We start from the raw sequence: 21,828 nt of genomic DNA, 5'->3' as shown, positions 1-21,828 counted from the left end.
TCTGCTTATTGTTATAAGTTTCTATACGAGGGGGAAGACTGGTATGTCTGAACATTATTACTCGGAAAATCCGAAGGTTAAAAGCGATCCGAAAGAATGGTCTGCGGAATTGCGTGGAAAAACACTTCGTTTCAAAACGGATGCCGGGGTATTCAGTAAAGGGGAAGTGGATTTTGGTTCACGGCTTTTAGCTGAAGCATTTAGTGCACCGGAATCAAAGGGTTTAATTCTTGATCTAGGTTGTGGATATGGTCCAATCGGTTTATCGATTGCCGCATCTTTTCCGGAACGGATTGTTCACATGGTCGACGTGAACGAACGTGCACTCACTCTTGCTGTGCATAACGCAAAACAAAACGGTGTTACAAATGCGGAGATTTATTCAAGTGATGCATTATCCGGTATCACGGCAGAGGGGTTTGCTGCAATTTTAACAAATCCTCCGATCCGTGCAGGAAAAGAGATGGTATTCAAGTTTTACGAAGGTGCTTTTTCCAAGTTGAAAGTCGGCGGTGAACTATGGATTGTCATTCAGAAGAAACAAGGTGCAGCTTCAACAATTGATTTTTTGGAAAAGCTTTTTGGTAATGTTGAAACGGTTGTCAAGAAAAAGGGTTATTCTATTATTAAAGTTGAAAAGAATTGACGCTATAGTATTGATATGGTAAAGTTGTAAAATGCATAAATTATTATAGTGCAGTCGTATGCCCTTTTGCATGAAAAATGGAAATGAAAGGCATACTGACAATGTATAAAAGATAGTCAAACCGAAAATGAGCTCTTGCCGGAACTCGTTTTCTTTTTGTTTTTTCGATATCATACACTATATTTGTGATTTCGAAAAGACCTAATATTGTTTTATAAGGGGTGAAAGAGTTGACAGGTCATCTAGTACAGTATGGTCAACACCGTCAGCGGAGGAGTTTCGCACGGATCAGCGAAGTGCTCGATCTGCCGAATCTGATTGAAATCCAGACGGCATCTTATGAGTGGTTCATGGAAGAAGGAATGATGGATATGTTCCACGATATTTCCCCGATTTCAGATTTTACGGGAAATCTTTCGTTGGAATTCATCGATTATACTCTTGGGGAGCCTAAATACCCTGTTGAGGAGTCAAAAGAGCGCGATGTTACGTTCGCAGCTCCAATCCGCGTCAAGGTACGTCTCCATAATAAGGAGACGGAAGAAGTAAAAGAACAAGACGTCTTTATGGGAGATTTCCCGCTGATGACGGAAAATGGTACGTTTGTCATTAATGGTGCTGAGAGGGTTATTGTCTCACAACTCGTTCGATCACCGAGTGTTTATTTCAGTGATAAGACGGACAAAAACGGTAAACGTGGTTTCGGTGCAACTGTTATTCCAAACCGTGGTGCTTGGTTGGAATATGAAACAGATGCAAAAGATGTTGTCCACGTCCGAATTGATCGGACTCGTAAATTGCCTGTTACAGTACTCCTTCGCGCGCTCGGATTTTCATCCGACCAGGAGATCATTGATTTAATCGGTGATAACGAGTATTTGCGCAACACGCTAGAGAAAGACAACACGGAAACATCTGAAAAAGCATTACTCGAAATATACGAACGTCTTCGCCCGGGTGAGCCACCAACACTTGATAGTGCGAAAAACCTGTTATTCTCTCGATTCTTCGATGCAAAGAGATACGACTTAGCCAATGTTGGACGCTACAAGATGAATAAGAAACTTCATGTTCAAAACCGTCTTTTCAATCAGACGCTAGCTGAAACGCTTGTCGATCCTGAAACAGGCGAAATTTTACTGGAGAAAGACCAACTCATCGATCGTCGCGCATTGGACAAACTGCTTCCGCATTTGGAAAAAGGTATCGGCTTTGAAGAGATTACCCACGCAAGTGGAGTTCTTGAAGAAAAGATAACAATCCAGTCCATTAAAATCTATTCTCCGAAAAGTGAAGAAAAGCAAGTAATCAACGTAATATCCAACGCGTATGTCGATGATTCTATTAAACATGTCACGCCGGCAGATATTGTTGCTTCAATCAGTTATTTCTTCAACCTTCTCCATGGGGTAGGTAATACGGATGATATCGATCATCTCGGTAACCGTCGTCTGCGCTCTGTAGGCGAACTACTTCAAAATCAATTCCGTATCGGGCTTTCCCGAATGGAGCGTGTCGTAAAAGAACGTATGTCTATAAATGATACGCAGTCGATTGTACCGCAGCAGCTGATTAACATCCGCCCTGTTATCGCATCGATTAAAGAGTTCTTTGGTAGTTCACAATTGTCCCAGTTCATGGACCAGACAAATCCGCTTGCCGAATTAACACACAAACGGAGGCTGTCAGCATTAGGGCCTGGTGGTTTAACAAGGGAACGTGCAGGAATGGAAGTACGTGACGTTCACTACTCCCATTACGGACGCATGTGTCCAATTGAAACGCCAGAGGGACCGAATATCGGGCTGATTAACTCACTTTCAACATTTGCGAAAGTGAACAAGTTCGGATTCATTGAAACGCCATACCGCAAAGTTGACCCTGTCTCTGGTAAGGTCACTGCCAAAATTGATTACTTGACTGCAGATGTAGAAGATAATTACGTCGTGGCTCAAGCGAATGCAATCCTTTCTGAAGATGGTTCTTTCGTTAGTGAAGGAGTCGTTGGACGTTTCCAAGGGGATAATACAGTATTTAAACGCGAACAAATCGACTATATGGATGTTTCGCCTAAACAAGTAGTTTCTGCGGCAACTGCATGTATTCCATTTTTAGAAAATGATGACTCTAACCGTGCCCTTATGGGAGCGAACATGCAACGTCAAGCTGTTCCTCTTCTCAATCCGGAAGCACCTTTCGTAGGAACTGGTATGGAACACATATCAGCACGCGATTCAGGTGCAGCTGTACTTGCGAAGTTTGATGGAATTGTCGAGCATGTTGAAGCGAGAGAAATCCGCGTTCGTCGCATTGAAACCGTGGATGGCAAAGAAGTGAAGGGTGATCTTGTAATACATCATCTAGAAAACTTCATCCGCTCGAATCAGGGAACTTGTTACAACCAACGTCCTATTTGTAGTGTAGGAGACAGAGTTAAGCCACTTGACATTCTTGCAGATGGTCCTTCAATGGAACAAGGCGAACTTGCGCTTGGTCGTAACGTTCTAACTGCCTTCATGACATGGGATGGCTTCAACTATGAAGATGCTATTATCATGAGTGAACGACTTGTGAAAGATGATGTATTCACATCGGTGCATATCGAAGAATACGAATCTGAAGCACGGGATACTAAACTCGGCCCTGAAGAAATCACGCGCGACATTCCTAACGTAGGTGAAGAAGCGCTCCGTAACTTGGATGACCGTGGAATCATCCGTGTTGGTGCTGAAGTGCGTGACGGAGATATCCTAGTCGGGAAAGTGACACCAAAAGGCGTAACTGAACTGACTGCTGAAGAAAGGCTTTTACATGCAATCTTCGGTGAAAAGGCTCGTGAAGTCCGTGATACATCCCTTAAAGTACCTCACGGGGCTAGCGGAATCGTTCTGGATGTTAAGGTATTTAACCGTGAAGACGGAGACGAATTGCCGCCGGGTGTTAACCAATTGGTGCGCGCGTATATCGTTCAGAAACGTAAAATATCCGTTGGGGATAAGATGGCTGGACGTCACGGTAACAAAGGGGTTATTTCTCGCATCTTGCCTGAAGCAGATATGCCTTACTTGCCGGATGGCACACCAATCGACGTCATGCTTAACCCGCTTGGCGTACCATCACGTATGAATATCGGACAGGTTCTTGAAATGCACCTTGGTATGGCATCCCGCAGTCTTGGGATTCATATGGCATCGCCCGTATTTGACGGAGCGAATGAACAGGACGTTTGGGAAACGATGGAAGAGTCCGGTATGGACCGAGATGGAAAAACGGTACTCTATGATGGTCGTTCAGGCGAAACTTTCGACAACCGTGTATCTGTTGGTGTTATGTACCTTATCAAATTGGCGCATATGGTCGACGATAAATTGCACGCTCGTTCAACAGGACCTTACTCACTCGTTACACAACAGCCACTGGGCGGTAAAGCTCAGTTTGGTGGACAGCGTTTCGGAGAGATGGAAGTGTGGGCGCTAGAAGCATACGGGGCTGCATATACGCTTCAAGAGATTCTGACTGTGAAGTCGGATGATGTTGTAGGACGTGTGAAGACGTATGAAGCAATTGTTAAAGGTGAAAGCGTTCCGCAACCGGGTGTTCCTGAATCATTCAAAGTTCTAATAAAAGAACTTCAAAGCCTTGGTTTGGACGTTAAAATGTTATCGATTGACCTTGAAGAAATCGAGTTGCGTGATCTTGATGAAGATGACGATATGCAACCGACAGATGCTCTGAATCTGATAAAAGAAAATCAAACAGTTTGATTTGCCTAGTGAATGATATAAATGGTTCAAAGGGGAAATGCACATCTTCCCCTTTCTCTATTCAATATAATGTGTGCGCCTGCTCGGAAAAGCCAAATGCAGCGATAAGACTAAAGGGAGGTAGGCTCCTTGATAGATGTAAATAATTTTGAGTATATGAAGATCGGCCTTGCTTCGTCAGATAAAATTCGATCATGGTCATATGGTGAAGTTAAAAAGCCGGAAACAATTAACTATCGTACGTTGAAGCCTGAAAAAGACGGTCTGTTCTGTGAACGTATTTTCGGACCTACGAAAGATTGGGAATGTCATTGCGGAAAATATAAACGCGTACGTTATAAAGGCGTCGTTTGTGACCGTTGTGGAGTAGAAGTGACGCGTCAAAAAGTTCGCCGTGAACGCATGGGGCATATTGAACTAGCAGCTCCAGTGACGCATATTTGGTACTTCAAAGGAATTCCAAGCCGTATGGGACTCATACTCGATATGACACCACGTGCTTTGGAAGAAATTATTTACTTCGCATCTTATGTAGTAGTTGACCCTGCGGATACACCGCTTGAAAGAAAGCAGTTGCTATCCGAAAGAGAATATCGCATCTACCGCGAAAAATACGGAACTAAATTCCAAGCACTCATGGGTGCTGAAGCGATTGAGCGACTACTTGCGGCAATCGATCTTGAAAAAGAGATGGAGTTCTTAAAAGAAGAGTTGAAAACTGTTCAAGGACAACGCCGCACTCGTGCAATTCGACGCCTTGAAGTCGTTGAGGCATTCCGTAATTCAGGCAATAAGCCTGAATGGATGGTGCTAGAAGTATTGCCAGTCATCCCACCGGAACTACGCCCGATGGTACAACTTGACGGAGGACGTTTTGCGACATCCGACTTGAATGATTTGTACCGAAGGGTCATCAACCGGAACAATAGATTGAAACGCCTCTTAGATCTTGGAGCACCGGGCATCATTGTTCAGAATGAGAAGCGGATGCTGCAAGAAGCAGTCGATGCACTCATCGATAATGGTCGTCGTGGCCGTCCAGTTACTGGACCGGGTAACCGTCCACTCAAATCCCTTTCGCATATGCTGAAAGGTAAACAAGGTCGTTTCCGTCAAAACTTACTTGGAAAACGGGTTGACTATTCTGGTCGTTCCGTAATCGTCGTAGGGCCTAACCTGAAAATGTATCAGTGTGGTTTGCCGAAAGAAATGGCTATTGAATTGTTCAAACCTTTTGTAATGAAAGAACTTGTTGAACGTGGTCTAGCACATAATATTAAGAGTGCTAAACGTAAAATTGAGCGTCTACATTCAGAAGTATGGGACGTTCTAGAAGAAGTCATCAAGGAGCATCCGGTCTTATTGAACCGTGCCCCGACTCTTCACAGACTGGGTATCCAGGCATTTGAACCAATCCTTGTAGAGGGGCGTGCAATTACGCTTCATCCACTCGTTTGTACAGCTTACAATGCTGACTTTGATGGTGACCAAATGGCAGTCCACGTTCCGTTATCGGCAGAAGCGCAAGCTGAAGCGCGTCTTCTTATGTTAGCGGCACAAAATATATTGAACCCGAAAGATGGGAAACCAGTTGTTACTCCGTCTCAAGATATGGTGTTAGGAAACTATTACCTCACATTGGAACGTAAAGGAGCATCAGGTGAAGGAACTTCCTTCAGCAGTGCGGACGAAGCACTTATCGCTTACCATAACGGTCATGTGCATCTTCATTCACGTATTGCTCTTCAGGCAAGTACATTGAACAACCCTACTTTCAATGAAGAACAAAATTCAAAACTACTACTAACAACGGTTGGTAAAGTTATTTTCAACGAGATTCTGCCTAAATCGTTCCCGTATATTAACGAGCCGACAGATTTCAACTTGCAAATTGAAACACCAGATAAGTATTTCGTAAGTGGTACTGTCAACATAAAGGACCATTTAGCTGAAATGGATTTAATTGAACCTTTCAAGAAAAAAATCCTAGGTAATATTATTGCGGAAATCTTTAAACGTTTCCATATTACAGAAACGTCGAAAATGCTTGACCGTATGAAGAACCTTGGATTCAAATACTCTACTCGTGCAGGAATTACAATCGGTATTTCCGATATCGTCGTTTTGCCGAATAAAGATGACATCTTGAATGAAGCACAAGACAAAGTGGACAAAGTACTACAACAGTTCCGTCGTGGTCTGATTACTGAGGAAGAGCGATATGATCGCGTTATCTCTTACTGGAGTCATGCCAAGGATGTAATTCAGGACAAACTGATGGATTCACTTGATCACTCTAACCCGATCTACATGATGAGTGATTCGGGCGCACGGGGTAACGCATCTAACTTTACGCAGCTAGCTGGTATGCGTGGTCTGATGGCCAACCCGGCAGGACGAATCATTGAACTTCCAATTAAATCGTCATTCCGTGAAGGTCTGACAGTGCTTGAGTACTTCATCTCGACACACGGTGCTCGTAAAGGACTTGCCGATACAGCCCTTAAGACGGCTGACTCAGGTTACTTGACACGTCGACTAGTTGACGTTGCACAAGACGTCATCGTCCGTGAAGATGATTGTGGTACAGATCGTGGATTGGATATCGGTGCGCTTATGGATGGAACAGAAGTTATCGAAGGTCTGGATGAACGTATCGAAGGCCGTCACACGAAGAAAACAATCTACCATCCTGAAACAGGTGCCCTAATCCTTAAACGTGATGGCTTAATTACGGCTGATGCAGCTCGTGCCATTTTGGATGCGGGACTTGAACAAATAACAATCCGTTCTGCGTTCACATGTAATACGAAACACGGTGTTTGTAAATTATGTTACGGCATTAACTTGGCAACAGGTGAAACAGTTGAAGTTGGTGAAGCAGTTGGTATTATCGCTGCACAATCAATCGGCGAGCCGGGTACACAGCTTACAATGCGTACGTTCCATACAGGTGGAGTTGCAGGGTCTGATATAACACAAGGTCTTCCACGTATCCAGGAAATTTTCGAATCACGTAATCCAAAAGGGGTTGCAGTCATTTCGGAAATCAAAGGTGAAATCGTCGAAATCGATGAAATTCGTGAAGGTCAGAAAGAAATTACAATTCAAGGCGATGTAGAAACGCGGAAATACCTGACGCCATACAACGCCCGTCTTAAAGTTGAGGTCGGTGATACGATTGACCGGGGTGAAGTGATAACAGAAGGTTCTATCGATCCGAAAGAACTGATTGTTGTCAAAGACGTCGTTACCGTTCAAGTCTATCTCTTGAAAGAAGTTCAAAAAGTTTACCGCAGTCAGGGTGTTGAAATCGGTGATAAGCACATTGAAGTAATGGTTCGCCAAATGCTTCGTAAAGTGCGCATCATCGAAGCAGGGGACACGGATCTATTACCGGGTTCACTACTCGACATCCATCAATTCTCAGATGCGAATGCGGAAGTGCTTAAAGTCAACAAAGTTCCGGCGACTTGTCGTCCTGTTATTCTCGGTATTACGAAAGCTTCACTCGAAACGGAATCCTTCTTATCGGCAGCTTCTTTCCAAGAGACAACTCGTGTCTTGACGGATGCAGCCATCAAAGGGAAAACCGACGAGCTACTCGGCTTGAAAGAAAACGTCATTATCGGGAAACTTGTTCCAGCTGGAACAGGAATGCAGCGTTACCGTCACATCGTTATGGAACAGGATAAAGAAAAAAGTGTAACGAAATAAGTTTGAAGTCTTTACCTCAACTGTAAATGGGGGGAACTCGAAAGACTTCCTCCCCATTTATTATTGAAAGTGTTGACAGTTACCGATACAGGTGATAAAATACAAAAGGTTGATAGTTGATGTCTGTACTTTGGAGGATATGGAAATGTCTTATGAAAAAGTTGAGCAGGCAAAGAAGACGATCATCGGTACAAAGCAGGCAGTGAAAGCAATCCGTGCAGGGATAGTGATAGAAGTTATTATTGCGCAGGATGCAGAAGAACGGATTATTGCTCCAGTGATGGAGGAGGCCGAACTTCATAACGTTCAAGTAACGTATGTTGATTCGAGGGATAAACTCGGAAATGCATGTGGCATTCAAGTCGGTGCAGCTGTGGTTGCGATTACTGATTAATAGTTTTTGTGCAGACTAGCACAAGGACTTTGTTTTTACCCAAAAATGAACCACCTGGATGTGTGGTCTTACAAAAGAAGTTCGGAAGGAGGAAAAATCGATGCCAACAATTAATCAATTGGTCCGTAAACCACGTAAGACAAAAGTGGCAGGATCTAAATCTCCAGCACTTGGAAAAAGCTACAACAGCTTCAAAAAAGCTACAACAAACGTAAACTCACCACAAAAAAGAGGTGTTTGTACGCGTGTTGGTACAATGACACCGAAAAAGCCAAACTCGGCTCTTCGTAAATATGCACGTGTACGCTTGACAAACCAATTGGAAGTCAACGCATACATCGGCGGTGAAGGTCACAACCTTCAAGAGCATAGTGTTGTTCTTCTTCGCGGAGGACGCGTAAAAGATTTACCAGGTGTTCGTTACCACATCGTTCGTGGAGCACTTGATACAGCTGGTGTAACTGGACGTCTACAAAGCCGTTCTAAGTACGGAGCTAAAAGACCAAAAGCTAAGAAAAACTAATTACACAACATAAATTCAAAATGATAGTTAAGTAAAACCCGCTTAAAAAATGATGATTGATGGTTATTTAAGCGGCAAACGCTTAAAAACTTGAAAGGAGGAATACAACATGCCACGTAAAGGCCCTGTTGCAAAACGTGACGTACTTCCGGATCCGATTTACAATTCGAAGCTCGTTTCACGTCTTATTAATAAAATGATGGTTGACGGTAAAAAAGGTACATCTCAAAAAATCCTCTATGGTGCGTTCGAGCTAGTGAAAGAACGTTCTGGAAAAGATCCACTTGAAGTATTCGAAGCGGCACTTACTAATGTAATGCCAGTTCTTGAAGTTAAAGCACGCCGTGTAGGTGGAGCAAACTATCAAGTACCAGTTGAAGTACGTCCTGATCGCCGTACAACTCTTGGACTTCGTTACCTTGTTAACTACTCACGCACACGCGGAGAAAAAACAATGGAAGAACGTCTTGCGAATGAAATCCTTGATGCTTCCAACAACACTGGTGCTTCTGTGAAACGCCGTGAAGAAATGCACAAAATGGCTGATGCTAACAAAGCATTCGCTCACTATCGCTGGTAAGCTCAAGCGATTCATAACTACTCTAATCCGAGACGGAAGGAGATCATATAATGGCTAGAAAATTCTCCTTAGAGAATACACGTAACATTGGTATCATGGCTCACATTGACGCTGGTAAAACAACGACAACTGAACGGATACTTTATTACACTGGTAAAATCCACAAAATCGGGGAAACGCACGAAGGTGCATCTCAAATGGACTGGATGGAGCAGGAGCAAGAACGCGGAATCACAATCACTTCAGCTGCTACAACGGCTGAATGGAAAAACCACCGCGTAAACATCATTGATACTCCGGGTCACGTAGACTTCACTGTTGAAGTTGAACGTTCACTTCGTGTTCTTGATGGAGCTGTAACAGTGCTTGACGCTCAATCGGGTGTTGAACCACAAACAGAAACAGTTTGGCGTCAAGCAACAAACTACGGCGTTCCACGTCTAGTTTTCGTTAACAAAATGGACAAAACAGGTGCTGATTTCCTTTATTCAGTAGGTACTCTTGTAGACCGTCTTGGAGCAAACGCACATCCAATTCAATTGCCGATTGGTGCGGAAGATACTTTCGCTGCAATTATCGATTTAGTTGAAATGAACGCAGTTTTCTACGAAGATGATACAGGCCTAAACGCTGAAGTTAGAGAAATTCCAGAAGAATATCGTGAGCAAGCTGCAGAATACCGTGAAAAACTAATTGAAGCGGTTGCTGAATTCGATGAAGCACTTATGAATAAATTCTTGGATGAAGAAGAAATTACAAACGATGAAATCAAAAAAGCGATTCGTAATGCGACATTAGCTGTTGAATTCTATCCGGTTGTATGTGGGACTGCTTTCAAAAACAAAGGTGTACAACTTGTTCTTGATGCTGTTATCGACTATCTTCCATCTCCACTTGACATCCCGCCTATGAAAGGAACAAATCCTGAAACTGATGAAGAAGTTGAGCGTCACTCAGACGATTCAGAGCCCTTCTCGGCATTAGCTTTCAAAGTTATGACGGATCCTTATGTAGGTAAACTAACATTCTTCCGTGTGTATTCCGGTGTTCTTCAATCAGGATCATACGTACAGAATGCTTCAAAAGGTAAGCGTGAACGCGTAGGACGTATTCTACAAATGCATGCTAACTCACGTGAAGAAATCTCTGAAGTACATTCAGGGGAAATTGCTGCTGCAGTTGGACTTAAAGATACAGGAACTGGTGACACACTATGTGATGCTAGCGCGCCTGTAATTCTTGAGTCAATGGACTTCCCAGAACCAGTAATTTCACTTTCTGTTGAACCGAAAACGAAAGCCGACCAAGATAAAATGGGTATGGCTCTTGCTAAGCTTCAAGAGGAAGACCCTACATTCCGCGCACATACAGACCAAGAAACAGGAGAAGTAATCATCGCTGGTATGGGTGAATTGCATCTTGACGTTCTTGTAGACCGTATGCGTCGTGAATTCAACGTTGAAGCTAACGTCGGAGCACCGCAAGTATCTTATCGTGAAACATTCCGTTCTTCGGCGGAAGTTGAAGGTAAGTTCGTGCGTCAATCCGGTGGACGTGGACAGTTTGGTCACGTTTGGATCGAATTCTCTCCTAACGAAGAAGGAAAAGGATTTGAATTCATTAACAACATCGTTGGGGGATCAGTTCCACGTGAATATATCCCTGCAGTTGAAGCAGGTATCCGTGATTCACTAGATAATGGTGTAATTGCTGGTTATCCTTTGATTGACATTAAAGCTCGTCTATTCGACGGTTCTTATCATGATGTCGACTCCAATGAAATGGCGTTTAAAATTGCTGCTTCTATGGCACTTAAAAACGCTGTATCAAAAGTTAACCCAGTTCTACTTGAACCGATGATGAAAGTAGAAGTTCAAATTCCTGAAGAATACATGGGCGATATCATGGGTGATGTTACATCACGCCGTGGCCGTGTAGAAGGAATGGACGCTCGTGGTAATTCACAAGTAGTTCGTGCAATGGTTCCACTAGCTAATATGTTTGGTTACGCAACATCTCTACGTTCTAACACACAAGGACGCGGAAACTTCTCAATGGCATTTGATCACTATGAAGAAGTGCCGAAATCAGTTGCAGAAGAAATTGTCAAGAAAAACAAAGGCGAATAATAGCATTCTAATTTGTTTCTAATTAAAATGTAAGTAGTAGATATGGGCAGTTAAAGGGGGGCCCCCCTTTAACACCTATAACTATATATAAAAACAAAAATAACTTTTATATTTCGAGGAGGATTTCCATAATGGGAAAAGAAAAATTCGACCGTTCCAAGCAGCATGCTAACGTAGGTACAATTGGTCACGTCGACCATGGTAAAACAACACTAACTGCAGCAATTGCAACAGTTCTTGCAAAAAAATTAGGTGGAACTGCAGCATCATATGCTGACGTTGACAACGCACCTGAAGAAAAAGAACGCGGAATCACAATCAATACTTCACACGTTGAATATGAAACTGCAACACGTCACTACGCACACGTTGACTGCCCAGGTCACGCGGATTACGTTAAAAACATGATCACTGGTGCAGCTCAAATGGACGGCGGTATCCTAGTTGTTTCTGCAGCTGACGGCCCTATGCCACAAACACGTGAGCACATTCTTCTTTCACGTCAAGTAGGTGTTCCTTACCTAGTTGTCTTCATGAACAAATGTGACATGGTTGATGACGAAGAACTTCTTGAATTAGTAGAAATGGAAATTCGTGACCTTCTTTCTGAATACGATTTCCCTGGCGATGACATTCCTGTCATCAAAGGATCTGCTCTTAAAGCACTTGAAGGTGAAGAAGCTTGGGAAGATAAAATCATGGAGCTTATGAATGCTGTTGATGAATATATCCCTACACCACCACGTGATACTGAAAAACCATTCATGATGCCTGTTGAGGACGTATTCTCAATCACAGGACGTGGAACTGTTGCTACTGGTCGCGTTGAGCGTGGAGTAGTTAAAATCGGTGATGTTGTTGATATCATCGGTATCGTTGAAGAACCAAAAGCTACTACTGTAACAGGTGTAGAAATGTTCCGTAAACTTCTTGACTATGCAGAAGCTGGCGACAACATCGGTGCACTACTTCGTGGTGTATCACGTGACGATATCCAACGTGGGCAAGTACTTGCTAAACCAGGTACTATCATTCCACACACTAAATTTACATCTGAAGTTTATGTTCTTTCAAAAGAAGAGGGTGGACGTCATACTCCATTCTTCTCAAACTACCGTCCACAGTTCTACTTCCGTACAACTGACGTGACTGGTGTTATCGAGCTTCCAGAAGGCGTAGAAATGGTTATGCCTGGCGATAACGTTGAAATGACAATCGATTTGATTGCTCCAATCGCTCTTGAAGAAGGTACTAAATTCTCTATCCGTGAGGGTGGACGTACTGTAGGCGCTGGCGTTGTAGCAACAATCATTAAATAATTCGTTACCTTTTAAATCCCGCCCATTGTGGCGGGATTTTTTTGTCCTTGAATTTCCATTGACAGATGAAACACCCTTTGTTATCTTAATGAAGTCACTTCAACGCTTTAACTGACTAAAGAAACATTCGGGAGGAAAATACATGAACGCTGTACTAATTGCTGTAGGAATAATGCTCATATTAAGTTTACTGCGGGTTAACGTCGTGTTGGCTCTTGTTGCAGGAGCAATTATTGGCGGATTTGTAGGTGGTTTGTCATTAAATGAGACGATTACTTCATTTACGGGTGGGCTAGGAGCCGGTGCAACCATTGCCCTAAGTTACGCACTATTGGGCGGATTTGCTGTTGCCATCTCTAAAACTGGTATTCCACAGCTACTGGTAGCTGCAATGCTACGAATTGTAAAGAGAGATGGGGAAGCGGACCGAACGGGTCTCGGAAAAGTTCTAATTATATTAGTTCTTCTAACGATGGCTTTGTTCTCACAAAATCTTATACCTATTCATATTGCATTCATACCGTTAATAGTACCGCCAGTTCTACATATTTTAAATTTGTTGAAAGTGGATCGTCGTTTAATTGCTTCCGTTCTGACATTTGGATTAACGGCTCCATATATCCTACTGCCATATGGCTATGGATTCATCTTCCACGAGATTCTCGCTATTCAAATGGAAGCATCTGGACTAGCAATCAACATGGCAGATATCCCGAAAGCGATGGCATTTCCTGTTCTGGGCCTGGTGGTTGGACTACTGATTGCGATCTTCTTCTCTTATCGCAAACCAAGAGAGTATGCGGATAAGCGAATTGAATTTGCCGAAGAGGTAGTTATTGTGAAGAAACGCAATATCGTCTTTACAGTGGTAGCGCTTATCGGTACCCTTGCAGTACAAATACCAACAGATTCGATGATTGCAGGTGCCGTAACCGGTATCACAATTCTATATATTACAGGAGCACTAAAATGGAAAGATGCTGATGGTCTTATCAATGAAGGAATGCGCATGATGGCATTTGTCGGCTTCGTTATGATTTCGGCGAATGGATTTGCTGCTGTGCTTCAGGAGACAGGCCATATTGTTACGCTTGTGGAATATGCAAGTACCGTTCTTGGAGACAGTAAAGGAATCGCTGCTTTTGTAATGCTTATGGTCGGTTTGATTGTCACAATGGGCATAGGATCATCATTTGCTACGATTCCAATTATCACTTCAATCTTTGTACCGCTTAGTATGGCCTTCGGTTTCAGTACGTTATCAATCATCGCACTCATAGGAACTGCAGCGGCCCTGGGAGACGCAGGGTCGCCTGCATCTGACTCTACACTTGGACCAACTGCTGGACTTGACGTGGATGGTCAGCATAATCATATATGGGACACATGCGTACCAACGTTCATTCATTACAACATTCCGTTGTTGGTGTTCGGATGGATAACAGTAATGTATCTAAACTGATAAATAAATTTTTCGGACTATTAAGCTCTGTGTTGCAAAAATGGAGAGAAAGAATTATAATAATAAAGTTGAGAAAAAGAATTCCGCCAAAACACTTGCGAGATTCTTTTTCTTTGTGTATAATATTGAATGTTGGTCTTTGACTGCGATGAAGCGAGAGGTTGCCGACACACCAGGCCGCTTTGCCATGGCATGTGTGTGGGAAATTTTCGCGGAGAATGTCTATAACAAAATAGGCGCAAGGGAGGGAAAATAATGGCAAAACAAAAGATTCGTATTCGTTTAAAAGCATATGATCATAGAATTCTTGATCAATCGGCTGAAAAGATCGTAGAAACAGCAAAACGTTCGGGTGCTAGTGTATCGGGTCCGATTCCACTACCGACTGAAAGAACTGTCTACACGATTCTTCGTGCGGTACATAAATACAAAGATTCGCGCGAACAGTTCGAAATGCGTACTCATAAACGTCTTATCGATATCGTTAATCCGACACCACAAACTGTCGATGCTTTAATGAAACTCGATTTACCATCAGGCGTAGACATTGAAATTAAACTTTAATCGATACTAAATAAAACACACATTAATTCAGGAGGTGGACTAAATGACCAAAGGAATCTTGGGAAGAAAACTCGGTATGACGCAAATTTTTGCTGAAAACGGAGATCTTATCCCGGTAACTGTGATTGAAGCTGGACAAAACGTTGTTCTTCAAAAGAAGACAAAAGAAACGGACGGCTACGAATCAATCCAAATCGGATTTGAAGATAAACGCGAAAAGCTTGCTAACAAACCTGAAAAAGGGCACGTTGCAAAAGCTGATACTGCACCTAAGCGCTTCATTCGTGAATTCCGCGAATTAGACGTTAGTGGCTACGAAATTGGTCAAGAAGTCAAAGTCGATACTTTCGCTGAAGGCGATATCGTTGATATTACAGGCACATCAAAAGGTAAAGGGTTCCAAGGTGTTATCAAGCGTCACGGATATTCACGCGGACCTATGACTCACGGATCACGTCATCACCGCGCACCAGGTTCGATTGGATCTGTAGATGCACAACGTGTATTCAAAGGTAAAAAAATGCCGGGCCGTATGGGCGGTAAAACAGTAACAGTTCAAAACCTTGAAATTGTACGGGTTGACACTGAACGTAACTTGTTACTAGTTAAAGGTAACGTTCCTGGAGCACGCAAATCACTTCTACAAGTGCGCAGCGCAATCAAAGGGAACTAACTACTAAAGGAAGGAGGAAACAGGAATGCCTAAAGTAACCGTATTAAATCAGGCAGGAACTTCTGTCGGAGACATCGAGCTAAATGAAGCAATCTTTGGCATCGAGCCGAATGAATCTGTTTTATTCGAAGCATTAGTTAGCCAACGTGCTTCATTGCGTCAAGGTAACCATAAAGTGAAAAGCCGCGGACAAGTAGCTGGTGGTGGACGTAAGCCATGGCGCCAAAAAGGTACAGGTCGTGCCCGTCAAGGTTCGATTCGATCACCACAATGGCGTGGAGGCGGTATCGTATTCGGTCCAACTCCAAGAAGCTACAGCTACAAATTACCGAAGAAAGTCCGCAGGTTGGCTCTTCTTTCAGCACTTTCTACGAAAGTTCGCGACGAAGAAGTAATCATTCTTGAAGGACTAACATTCGAAGCACCAAAAACAAAAGAATTCATCAAAGTACTTGCTGATCTTTCGATTGACAGAAAAGCATTGATTGTAACTGCAGACCTAGATGAAACTGTGGCATTGTCCGCACGTAACATCCCTGGAATCAGTGTAGTAACAGCTACAGGTATCAATGTACTTGACCTTATTGGTCACGACAAACTTGTTATGACAAAAGCAGCGGTGCAAAAAATAGAGGAGGTGCTTGGTTAATGGAAGCACGTGATATTCTAAAACGTCCGGTCATTACCGAGCGTACTTCTGAACAAATGGAATTCAAAAAGTACACTTTCGAAGTTGACACGCGCGCTAATAAAACACATATTAAGCAAGCTATCGAAGAAATCTTCGGTGTTCAAGTTGATAAAGTGAACGTACAGAATTACAAAGGTAAACTTAAGCGTATGGGTAAGCATTCTGGTTATACGAACAGACGCCGCAAAGCGATTGTTACACTAACTGCTGACTCAAAAGACATTGAACTTTTCGAAATGTAATTTGAAACACTAATAGATATCCAATTATACGAAGGAGGGAACACAAATGGCGATTAAGAAATACAAACCTACCTCCAACGGACGCCGTAACATGACTACATCCGACTTTGCTGAGATTACTGCTGACAAACCGGAAAAATCATTGCTTGCACCGCTTAAGCGGAAAGGCGGCCGTAACAACACTGGTAGGACTACTGTTCGTCACCAAGGTGGAGGCCACAAGCGCCAATACCGTGTCATCGATTTCCAACGTCGGAAAGATGGCATACCAGGACGCGTTGCTACGATCGAATACGATCCAAACCGTTCAGCTAACATCGCTCTAATCAATTACGCAGATGGAGAGAAACGCTACATTCTCGCTCCAAAAGGTTTAGTAGTTGGAGCAACAATTATGTCAGGCCCGGAATCAGATATCAAAGTGGGTAACGCACTTCCACTTGAAAACATTCCAATGGGTACTACAATTCACAACATCGAAATGAAACCAGGTAAAGGTGGACAACTAGTACGTTCTGCAGGAACATCTGCACAACTATTAGGCCGTGAAGAAAAGTATGTTATTGTACGTCTTCAATCTGGAGAAGTTCGCATGATTCTTGCAACATGCCGCGCGACAATTGGTCAAGTCGGTAATGAGCAACACGAGCTTATCAACATCGGTAAAGCAGGACGTTCACGTTGGATGGGTAAACGCCCTACAGTTCGTGGTTCTGTCATGAACCCTAACGATCACCCACACGGTGGTGGTGAAGGTAAAACTGGTATTGGTATGAAATCGCCGGTTACTCCTTGGGGTAAACCGACACTTGGATATAAAACACGTAAGAAAAACAACAAATCCGACAAACTTATCGTTCGTCGTCGTAAGAAATAATTTGAATGCACTGCGGTTCAACGAATGGACCGTAGTACAGACACGGAGGGAGGTTCCGACATGGGCCGCAGCTTGAAAAAAGGACCATTTGTAGACGATCATCTAATGAAGAAGGTTGAAGCACAAAAGGATTCCGAGAAAAAACAGGTTATCAAAACTTGGTCACGCCGTTCAACTATCTTCCCGACATTCATCGGAATGACAATTGCTGTATACGACGGACGTAAACATGTTCCTGTTTATGTTACTGAAGATATGGTAGGTCATAAACTGGGTGAATTTGCACCAACGCGCACATACAGAGGTCATGGCGCTGACGATAAGAAAACAAGACGTTAATTTGAGAGGAGGTTATTTCTGATGCAACAAGCAAAAGCTACTGCCCGCACAGTCCGTATTGCTTCTCGCAAAGTCCGTTTGGTCGTTGATCTTATCCGGGGCAAAAAAGTCGGTGAAGCTATCGCAATTCTACGCCTGACGCCGAAAGCGGCATCTCCGGTTGTAGAAAAAGTTTTGAAATCAGCGATTGCAAATGCTGAACATAACTACGAAATGGACGTCGAAAACCTATTCATTAGCGAAGTATTCGTTGATGAAGGTCCGACTATGAAACGTTTCCGACCACGCGCACAAGGACGCGCAAGTGCGATTAACAAGCGTACGAGCCACATTACTTTAGTGGTATCTGAAAAGAAGGAGGGATAATTCGTGGGTCAAAAAGTACATCCTAACGGTTTACGGGTCGGTATCATCCGTGACTGGGAGTCTAAATGGTACGCAGAAAAAGACTATGCGACTCTCTTACACGAAGATTTAAAAATCCGTGAATACATTGAAAAGCGTCTTATAGAAGCGTCTGTTTCTAAAGTAGAAATTGAGCGTGCTGCAAAGCGTGTTAACATCAGCATTCACACTGCTAAACCAGGTATGGTTATTGGTAAAGGTGGTACTGAGGTTGAAGCACTTCGTAAACAACTGAACGAAATAACTGGTAAACGCGTTCACATCAACATCATTGAAATTAAACGTGCAGATCTTGATGCTAAATTAGTTGCAGAGTCAATTGCTCGTCAACTAGAAACTCGCGTATCATACCGCCGTGCACAAAAACAAGCGATTCAACGTACGATTCGTTCTGGTGCTAAAGGAATTAAAACACAGGTTTCTGGTCGTCTTGGCGGGGCTGACATAGCTCGTTCGGAACATTACAGTGAAGGTACTGTCCCTCTCCATACATTACGTGCAGATATTGATTATGCACATGCTGAAGCAGATACTACATTTGGTAAGCTTGGCGTTAAAGTATGGATTTACCGTGGAGAAGTCCTTCCAGTGAAGAAACAGAAGATCTCTGAGGAAGGAGGCAACTAATTATGTTAATGCCTAAACGAGTTAAATATCGTCGTGTATTCCGTGGTAAAATGCGCGGTACTACAAAAGGCGGAGCAACAGTTCAATTCGGTGAATACGGTCTACAAGCGGTTGATGCGGCATGGATTACAAGCCGTCAAATCGAAGCAGCACGTATTTCTATGACACGTTACATGAAACGTGGCGGTAAAGTTTGGATCAACATTTTCCCGCACAAACCATATACGAAGAAGCCTCTTGAAGTCCGGATGGGTTCCGGTAAAGGTGCTGTAGAAGGCTGGGTAGCAGTTGTTAAACCTGGTAGAGTTATGTTCGAAATAGCAGGTGTACCGGAAGAAGTTGCGCGTGAAGCGCTTCGCCTTGCATCTCACAAACTTCCTATCAAAACTAAGTTTGTAAAACGTGAAGAAATTGGTGGTGAATCTAATGAAAGCTAATGAAATTCGTGATCTGACAACTGCAGAGATTGAGCAAAAAGTGAAATCACTGAAAGAAGAGCTTTTCAACCTTCGCTTCCAACTCGCGACAGGTCAATTAGAAAACACTGCACGCATCCGAGAAGTTCGTAAATCGATTGCGCGCATGAAAACTGTAATACGTCAAAGAGAAATCAGTGCAAATAACTGATGAAGGAGGTTGCAGCCATGACTGAGGAGCGTAACCAACGCAAAGTGTATACAGGCCGCGTTGTATCCGACAAAATGGATAAAACAGTTACTGTAATGATCGAAACACAGAAGAAACATGCTAAATACGGTAAACGTGTTAAGTACTCTAAAAAATTCAAGGCCCACGATGAGCTGAATGAAGCGAAAATCGGTGATGTTGTTCGTATTATGGAAACTCGTCCATTATCGGCAACAAAACGATTCCGTCTACTTGAAGTAGTCGAAAAAGCGGTCATCATCTAATAACGTTCGGATATATAAATCCGGGAGGAGGTAGCCTCAATGATTCAACAGGAAAGTCGTATGAAAGTCGCCGACAACTCAGGCGCTCGTGAAGTTTTAACAATTAAAGTATTAGGCGGTACAGGCCGTAAAGTAGCAAACATCGGTGATGTTGTTGTAGTTACGGTAAAAAAAGCAACACCAGGTGGCGTTGTTAAAAAAGGTGAAGTCGTCAAGGCTGTTATCGTCCGCACGAAAAGCGGAGTACGCCGTAAAGACGGAACTTACATTACATTTGATGAAAATGCTTGTGTTATTATCCGTGACGACAAGAGCCCACGTGGAACACGTATTTTCGGACCGGTTGCTCGCGAACTTCGTGACAGCAACTTCATGAAAATCATTTCACTCGCTCCTGAAGTTCTTTAATTACATGATAGTGCCAATCAAGGAGGTGCGACAGAATGAATGTTAAAAAAGGTGATAAAGTTATGGTCATCACTGGTAAAGACAAAGGTAAAACCGGTGTGATTTTAGTGGCTTTCCCTAAAAAGGATCGTGTACTTGTTGAAGGTGTTAACATCGTCAAGAAGCATACGAAACCTAACCAGGAGAATCCTCAAGGTGGAATTGTGAGCCAAGAGGCAGCTATCCACGTATCAAACGTCATGTTAATCGATCCTAAAACAGGCGAGCCAACTCGCGTAGGTTACAAGATCGAAGATGGCAAAAAAGTTCGTGTTGCTAAAAAATCCGGGGAATTACTGGACAAATAAGTAACGGATGAAAGGAGGTCCAACAGATGAGCCGTTTAAAAGATAAGTTTAAAAACGAAGTCACACCTGCTCTAATGAGCAAGTTTGAATATACATCAGTTATGCAAGTCCCTAAAGTAGATAAAATCGTTATTAACATGGGTGTTGGTGACGCTGTTCAAAACACGAAAGCACTAGATGCGGCAGTGGAAGATCTAACAATCATTTCCGGTCAAAAGCCGGTCATCACAAAAGCGAAGAAATCAATCGCGGGATTCCGTCTCCGTGAAGGTATGCCTATCGGAACAAAAGTTACATTACGCGGTGAGCGTATGTACGAATTCCTAGATAAGCTAATCTCTGTTTCTCTACCCCGAGTACGTGACTTCCGTGGTGTTTCGAAGAAAGCATTCGATGGTCGCGGTAACTATACACTGGGTGTTAAAGAGCAACTAATTTTCCCTGAAATCGACTATGATAAAGTTTCTAAAATACGCGGTATGGATATCGTCATCGTTACGACTGCAAACTCGGACGAAGAAGCACATGAGTTATTAACGCAGTTCGGCATGCCGTTCCAGAAGTAAATAAGAGGGAGGCGTAAACGTGGCTAAAAAGTCAATGATTGCTAAACAAAAACGTACACCGAAATTCGAAGTACAGGCATACACACGCTGCGAGCGTTGTGGCCGTCCGCATTCTGTATACCGGAAATTCAAGCTTTGCCGTATTTGTTTCCGCGAACTAGCGTATAAGGGACAAATTCCTGGCGTCAAAAAAGCCAGCTGGTAAACCCCTAAATTTGGGAAGGAGGTAAATGTAATGACAATGAGTGATCCGATCGCAGATATGCTTACACGCATCCGTAACGCCAATATGGTTCGTCACGAGAAGCTTGAAGTACCTGCTTCAAACATGAAAAAAGAAATTGCAGAAATCTTGAAACGTGAAGGTTTCGTACGCGATGTAGAATATGTAGAAGATAACAAGCAAGGTATCATCCGCATTTTCCTTAAATATGGTCAAAATAACGAGCGTGTCATCACTGGTCTTAAACGTATTTCAAAACCTGGTCTTCGTGTTTATGCAAAAACAAGCGAAGTTCCAAAAGTGTTGAATGGTCTTGGTATCGCCCTCGTTTCCACATCAAATGGCGTTCTTACTGACAAGGAAGCACGCGCTAAACAAGTAGGCGGAGAAGTAGTAGCTTACGTCTGGTAATTCGTAACAA

25 protein-coding genes are annotated in these 21,828 nt (G+C 43.1%); all 25 read left to right on the top strand.

The window, feature by feature from the left end:
• Positions 1-43: 43 nt before the first annotated feature.
• The 25 genes from AC25Y5_RS08610 to rpsH all read left to right on the top strand — a co-directional run bounded on the left by AC25Y5_RS08610 (position 44) and on the right by rpsH (position 21,818).
• Entirely contained in the window at positions 44-646 is a 603-nt protein-coding gene (locus AC25Y5_RS08610) for a class I SAM-dependent methyltransferase (RefSeq protein WP_488139919.1), read from the top strand.
• A 230-nt stretch (positions 647-876) separates the two neighbouring features.
• A complete protein-coding gene (gene rpoB, locus AC25Y5_RS08605; protein WP_488139918.1) occupies positions 877-4,410 on the top strand; it encodes a DNA-directed RNA polymerase subunit beta in 3,534 nt (1,177 codons plus the stop codon).
• 129 nt (positions 4,411-4,539) lie between these two features.
• Positions 4,540-8,127 carry a DNA-directed RNA polymerase subunit beta' gene (gene rpoC / locus AC25Y5_RS08600; protein ID WP_482101595.1) on the top strand — a complete coding sequence of 1,196 codons (3,588 nt, stop codon included), beginning with the start codon at positions 4,540-4,542 and terminating at the stop codon, positions 8,125-8,127.
• 145 nt (positions 8,128-8,272) lie between these two features.
• A complete protein-coding gene (locus tag AC25Y5_RS08595; RefSeq protein WP_488139917.1) occupies positions 8,273-8,521 on the top strand; it encodes a ribosomal L7Ae/L30e/S12e/Gadd45 family protein in 249 nt (82 codons plus the stop codon).
• A 100-nt stretch (positions 8,522-8,621) separates the two neighbouring features.
• Positions 8,622-9,044, top strand: a complete 423-nt coding sequence (gene rpsL / locus AC25Y5_RS08590) for a 30S ribosomal protein S12 (RefSeq protein ID WP_488139916.1) — start codon at positions 8,622-8,624, stop codon at positions 9,042-9,044.
• Between the two features lie 109 nt (positions 9,045-9,153).
• Positions 9,154-9,624 carry a 30S ribosomal protein S7 gene (gene rpsG / locus AC25Y5_RS08585; protein ID WP_067204733.1) on the top strand — a complete coding sequence of 157 codons (471 nt, stop codon included), beginning with the start codon at positions 9,154-9,156 and terminating at the stop codon, positions 9,622-9,624.
• 50 nt (positions 9,625-9,674) lie between these two features.
• The gene (fusA, locus tag AC25Y5_RS08580) at positions 9,675-11,753 is read left to right on the top strand and encodes an elongation factor G (RefSeq protein WP_482101592.1); all 2,079 of its coding nucleotides are present in this window, start codon (positions 9,675-9,677) and stop codon (positions 11,751-11,753) included.
• A gap of 131 nt (positions 11,754-11,884) precedes the next feature.
• Positions 11,885-13,072 (top strand): elongation factor Tu, encoded by a 1,188-nt coding sequence (gene tuf / locus AC25Y5_RS08575; RefSeq protein WP_482104725.1) that lies wholly within the window; start codon positions 11,885-11,887, stop codon positions 13,070-13,072.
• Between the two features lie 142 nt (positions 13,073-13,214).
• On the top strand, positions 13,215-14,534 hold the full coding sequence (locus tag AC25Y5_RS08570) for a Na+/H+ antiporter family protein (protein ID WP_488139915.1): 1,320 nt from the start codon (positions 13,215-13,217) through the stop codon (positions 14,532-14,534).
• Between the two features lie 255 nt (positions 14,535-14,789).
• The gene (gene rpsJ / locus AC25Y5_RS08565) at positions 14,790-15,098 is read left to right on the top strand and encodes a 30S ribosomal protein S10 (RefSeq protein WP_067204744.1); all 309 of its coding nucleotides are present in this window, start codon (positions 14,790-14,792) and stop codon (positions 15,096-15,098) included.
• Between the two features lie 43 nt (positions 15,099-15,141).
• Positions 15,142-15,771, top strand: coding sequence for a 50S ribosomal protein L3 (gene rplC / locus AC25Y5_RS08560; RefSeq protein ID WP_482104724.1), 630 nt, complete (start codon positions 15,142-15,144; stop codon positions 15,769-15,771).
• 25 nt (positions 15,772-15,796) lie between these two features.
• Positions 15,797-16,420: a 50S ribosomal protein L4 gene (gene rplD / locus AC25Y5_RS08555; protein ID WP_482101588.1), complete on the top strand. Its 624-nt coding sequence runs from the start codon at positions 15,797-15,799 to the stop codon at positions 16,418-16,420.
• Complete coding sequence (rplW, locus tag AC25Y5_RS08550; protein ID WP_488139914.1) at positions 16,420-16,704, top strand: 50S ribosomal protein L23; 285 nt, start codon at positions 16,420-16,422, stop codon at positions 16,702-16,704. Before rplD ends, rplW begins: the two co-directional genes overlap by 1 nt.
• A gap of 46 nt (positions 16,705-16,750) precedes the next feature.
• Positions 16,751-17,581 (top strand): 50S ribosomal protein L2, encoded by an 831-nt coding sequence (gene rplB / locus AC25Y5_RS08545; RefSeq protein WP_488139913.1) that lies wholly within the window; start codon positions 16,751-16,753, stop codon positions 17,579-17,581.
• 60 nt (positions 17,582-17,641) lie between these two features.
• Positions 17,642-17,920, top strand: coding sequence for a 30S ribosomal protein S19 (gene rpsS, locus AC25Y5_RS08540; protein ID WP_340792988.1), 279 nt, complete (start codon positions 17,642-17,644; stop codon positions 17,918-17,920).
• A 21-nt stretch (positions 17,921-17,941) separates the two neighbouring features.
• The gene (gene rplV / locus AC25Y5_RS08535; protein ID WP_067204760.1) at positions 17,942-18,286 is read left to right on the top strand and encodes a 50S ribosomal protein L22; all 345 of its coding nucleotides are present in this window, start codon (positions 17,942-17,944) and stop codon (positions 18,284-18,286) included.
• 3 nt (positions 18,287-18,289) lie between these two features.
• Positions 18,290-18,952, top strand: coding sequence for a 30S ribosomal protein S3 (gene rpsC, locus AC25Y5_RS08530; protein WP_482101586.1), 663 nt, complete (start codon positions 18,290-18,292; stop codon positions 18,950-18,952).
• 2 nt (positions 18,953-18,954) lie between these two features.
• Entirely contained in the window at positions 18,955-19,389 is a 435-nt protein-coding gene (rplP, locus tag AC25Y5_RS08525) for a 50S ribosomal protein L16 (protein WP_482101585.1), read from the top strand.
• Positions 19,379-19,579 (top strand): 50S ribosomal protein L29, encoded by a 201-nt coding sequence (gene rpmC, locus AC25Y5_RS08520; RefSeq protein ID WP_025783856.1) that lies wholly within the window; start codon positions 19,379-19,381, stop codon positions 19,577-19,579. The genes rplP and rpmC overlap by 11 nt, the downstream gene beginning before the upstream one ends.
• 17 nt (positions 19,580-19,596) lie before the next feature.
• A complete protein-coding gene (rpsQ, locus tag AC25Y5_RS08515) occupies positions 19,597-19,863 on the top strand; it encodes a 30S ribosomal protein S17 (protein WP_340792992.1) in 267 nt (88 codons plus the stop codon).
• A gap of 39 nt (positions 19,864-19,902) precedes the next feature.
• The gene (gene rplN / locus AC25Y5_RS08510; RefSeq protein ID WP_482101584.1) at positions 19,903-20,271 is read left to right on the top strand and encodes a 50S ribosomal protein L14; all 369 of its coding nucleotides are present in this window, start codon (positions 19,903-19,905) and stop codon (positions 20,269-20,271) included.
• A 35-nt stretch (positions 20,272-20,306) separates the two neighbouring features.
• Complete coding sequence (gene rplX / locus AC25Y5_RS08505) at positions 20,307-20,618, top strand: 50S ribosomal protein L24 (protein ID WP_179392967.1); 312 nt, start codon at positions 20,307-20,309, stop codon at positions 20,616-20,618.
• A gap of 26 nt (positions 20,619-20,644) precedes the next feature.
• The gene (gene rplE / locus AC25Y5_RS08500) at positions 20,645-21,184 is read left to right on the top strand and encodes a 50S ribosomal protein L5 (protein WP_482101583.1); all 540 of its coding nucleotides are present in this window, start codon (positions 20,645-20,647) and stop codon (positions 21,182-21,184) included.
• 19 nt (positions 21,185-21,203) lie between these two features.
• Positions 21,204-21,389: a type Z 30S ribosomal protein S14 gene (locus tag AC25Y5_RS08495; protein ID WP_482101582.1), complete on the top strand. Its 186-nt coding sequence runs from the start codon at positions 21,204-21,206 to the stop codon at positions 21,387-21,389.
• Positions 21,390-21,419: 30 nt separating this feature from the next.
• Positions 21,420-21,818: a 30S ribosomal protein S8 gene (gene rpsH, locus AC25Y5_RS08490; RefSeq protein ID WP_149581701.1), complete on the top strand. Its 399-nt coding sequence runs from the start codon at positions 21,420-21,422 to the stop codon at positions 21,816-21,818.
• Positions 21,819-21,828: the final 10 nt, after the last annotated feature.

The organism is Sporosarcina sp. Y1011, assembly GCF_057669885.1.
Note: the sequence above shows the minus strand (reverse complement) of the source record. Positions and strands in the feature narration are given on the sequence as shown.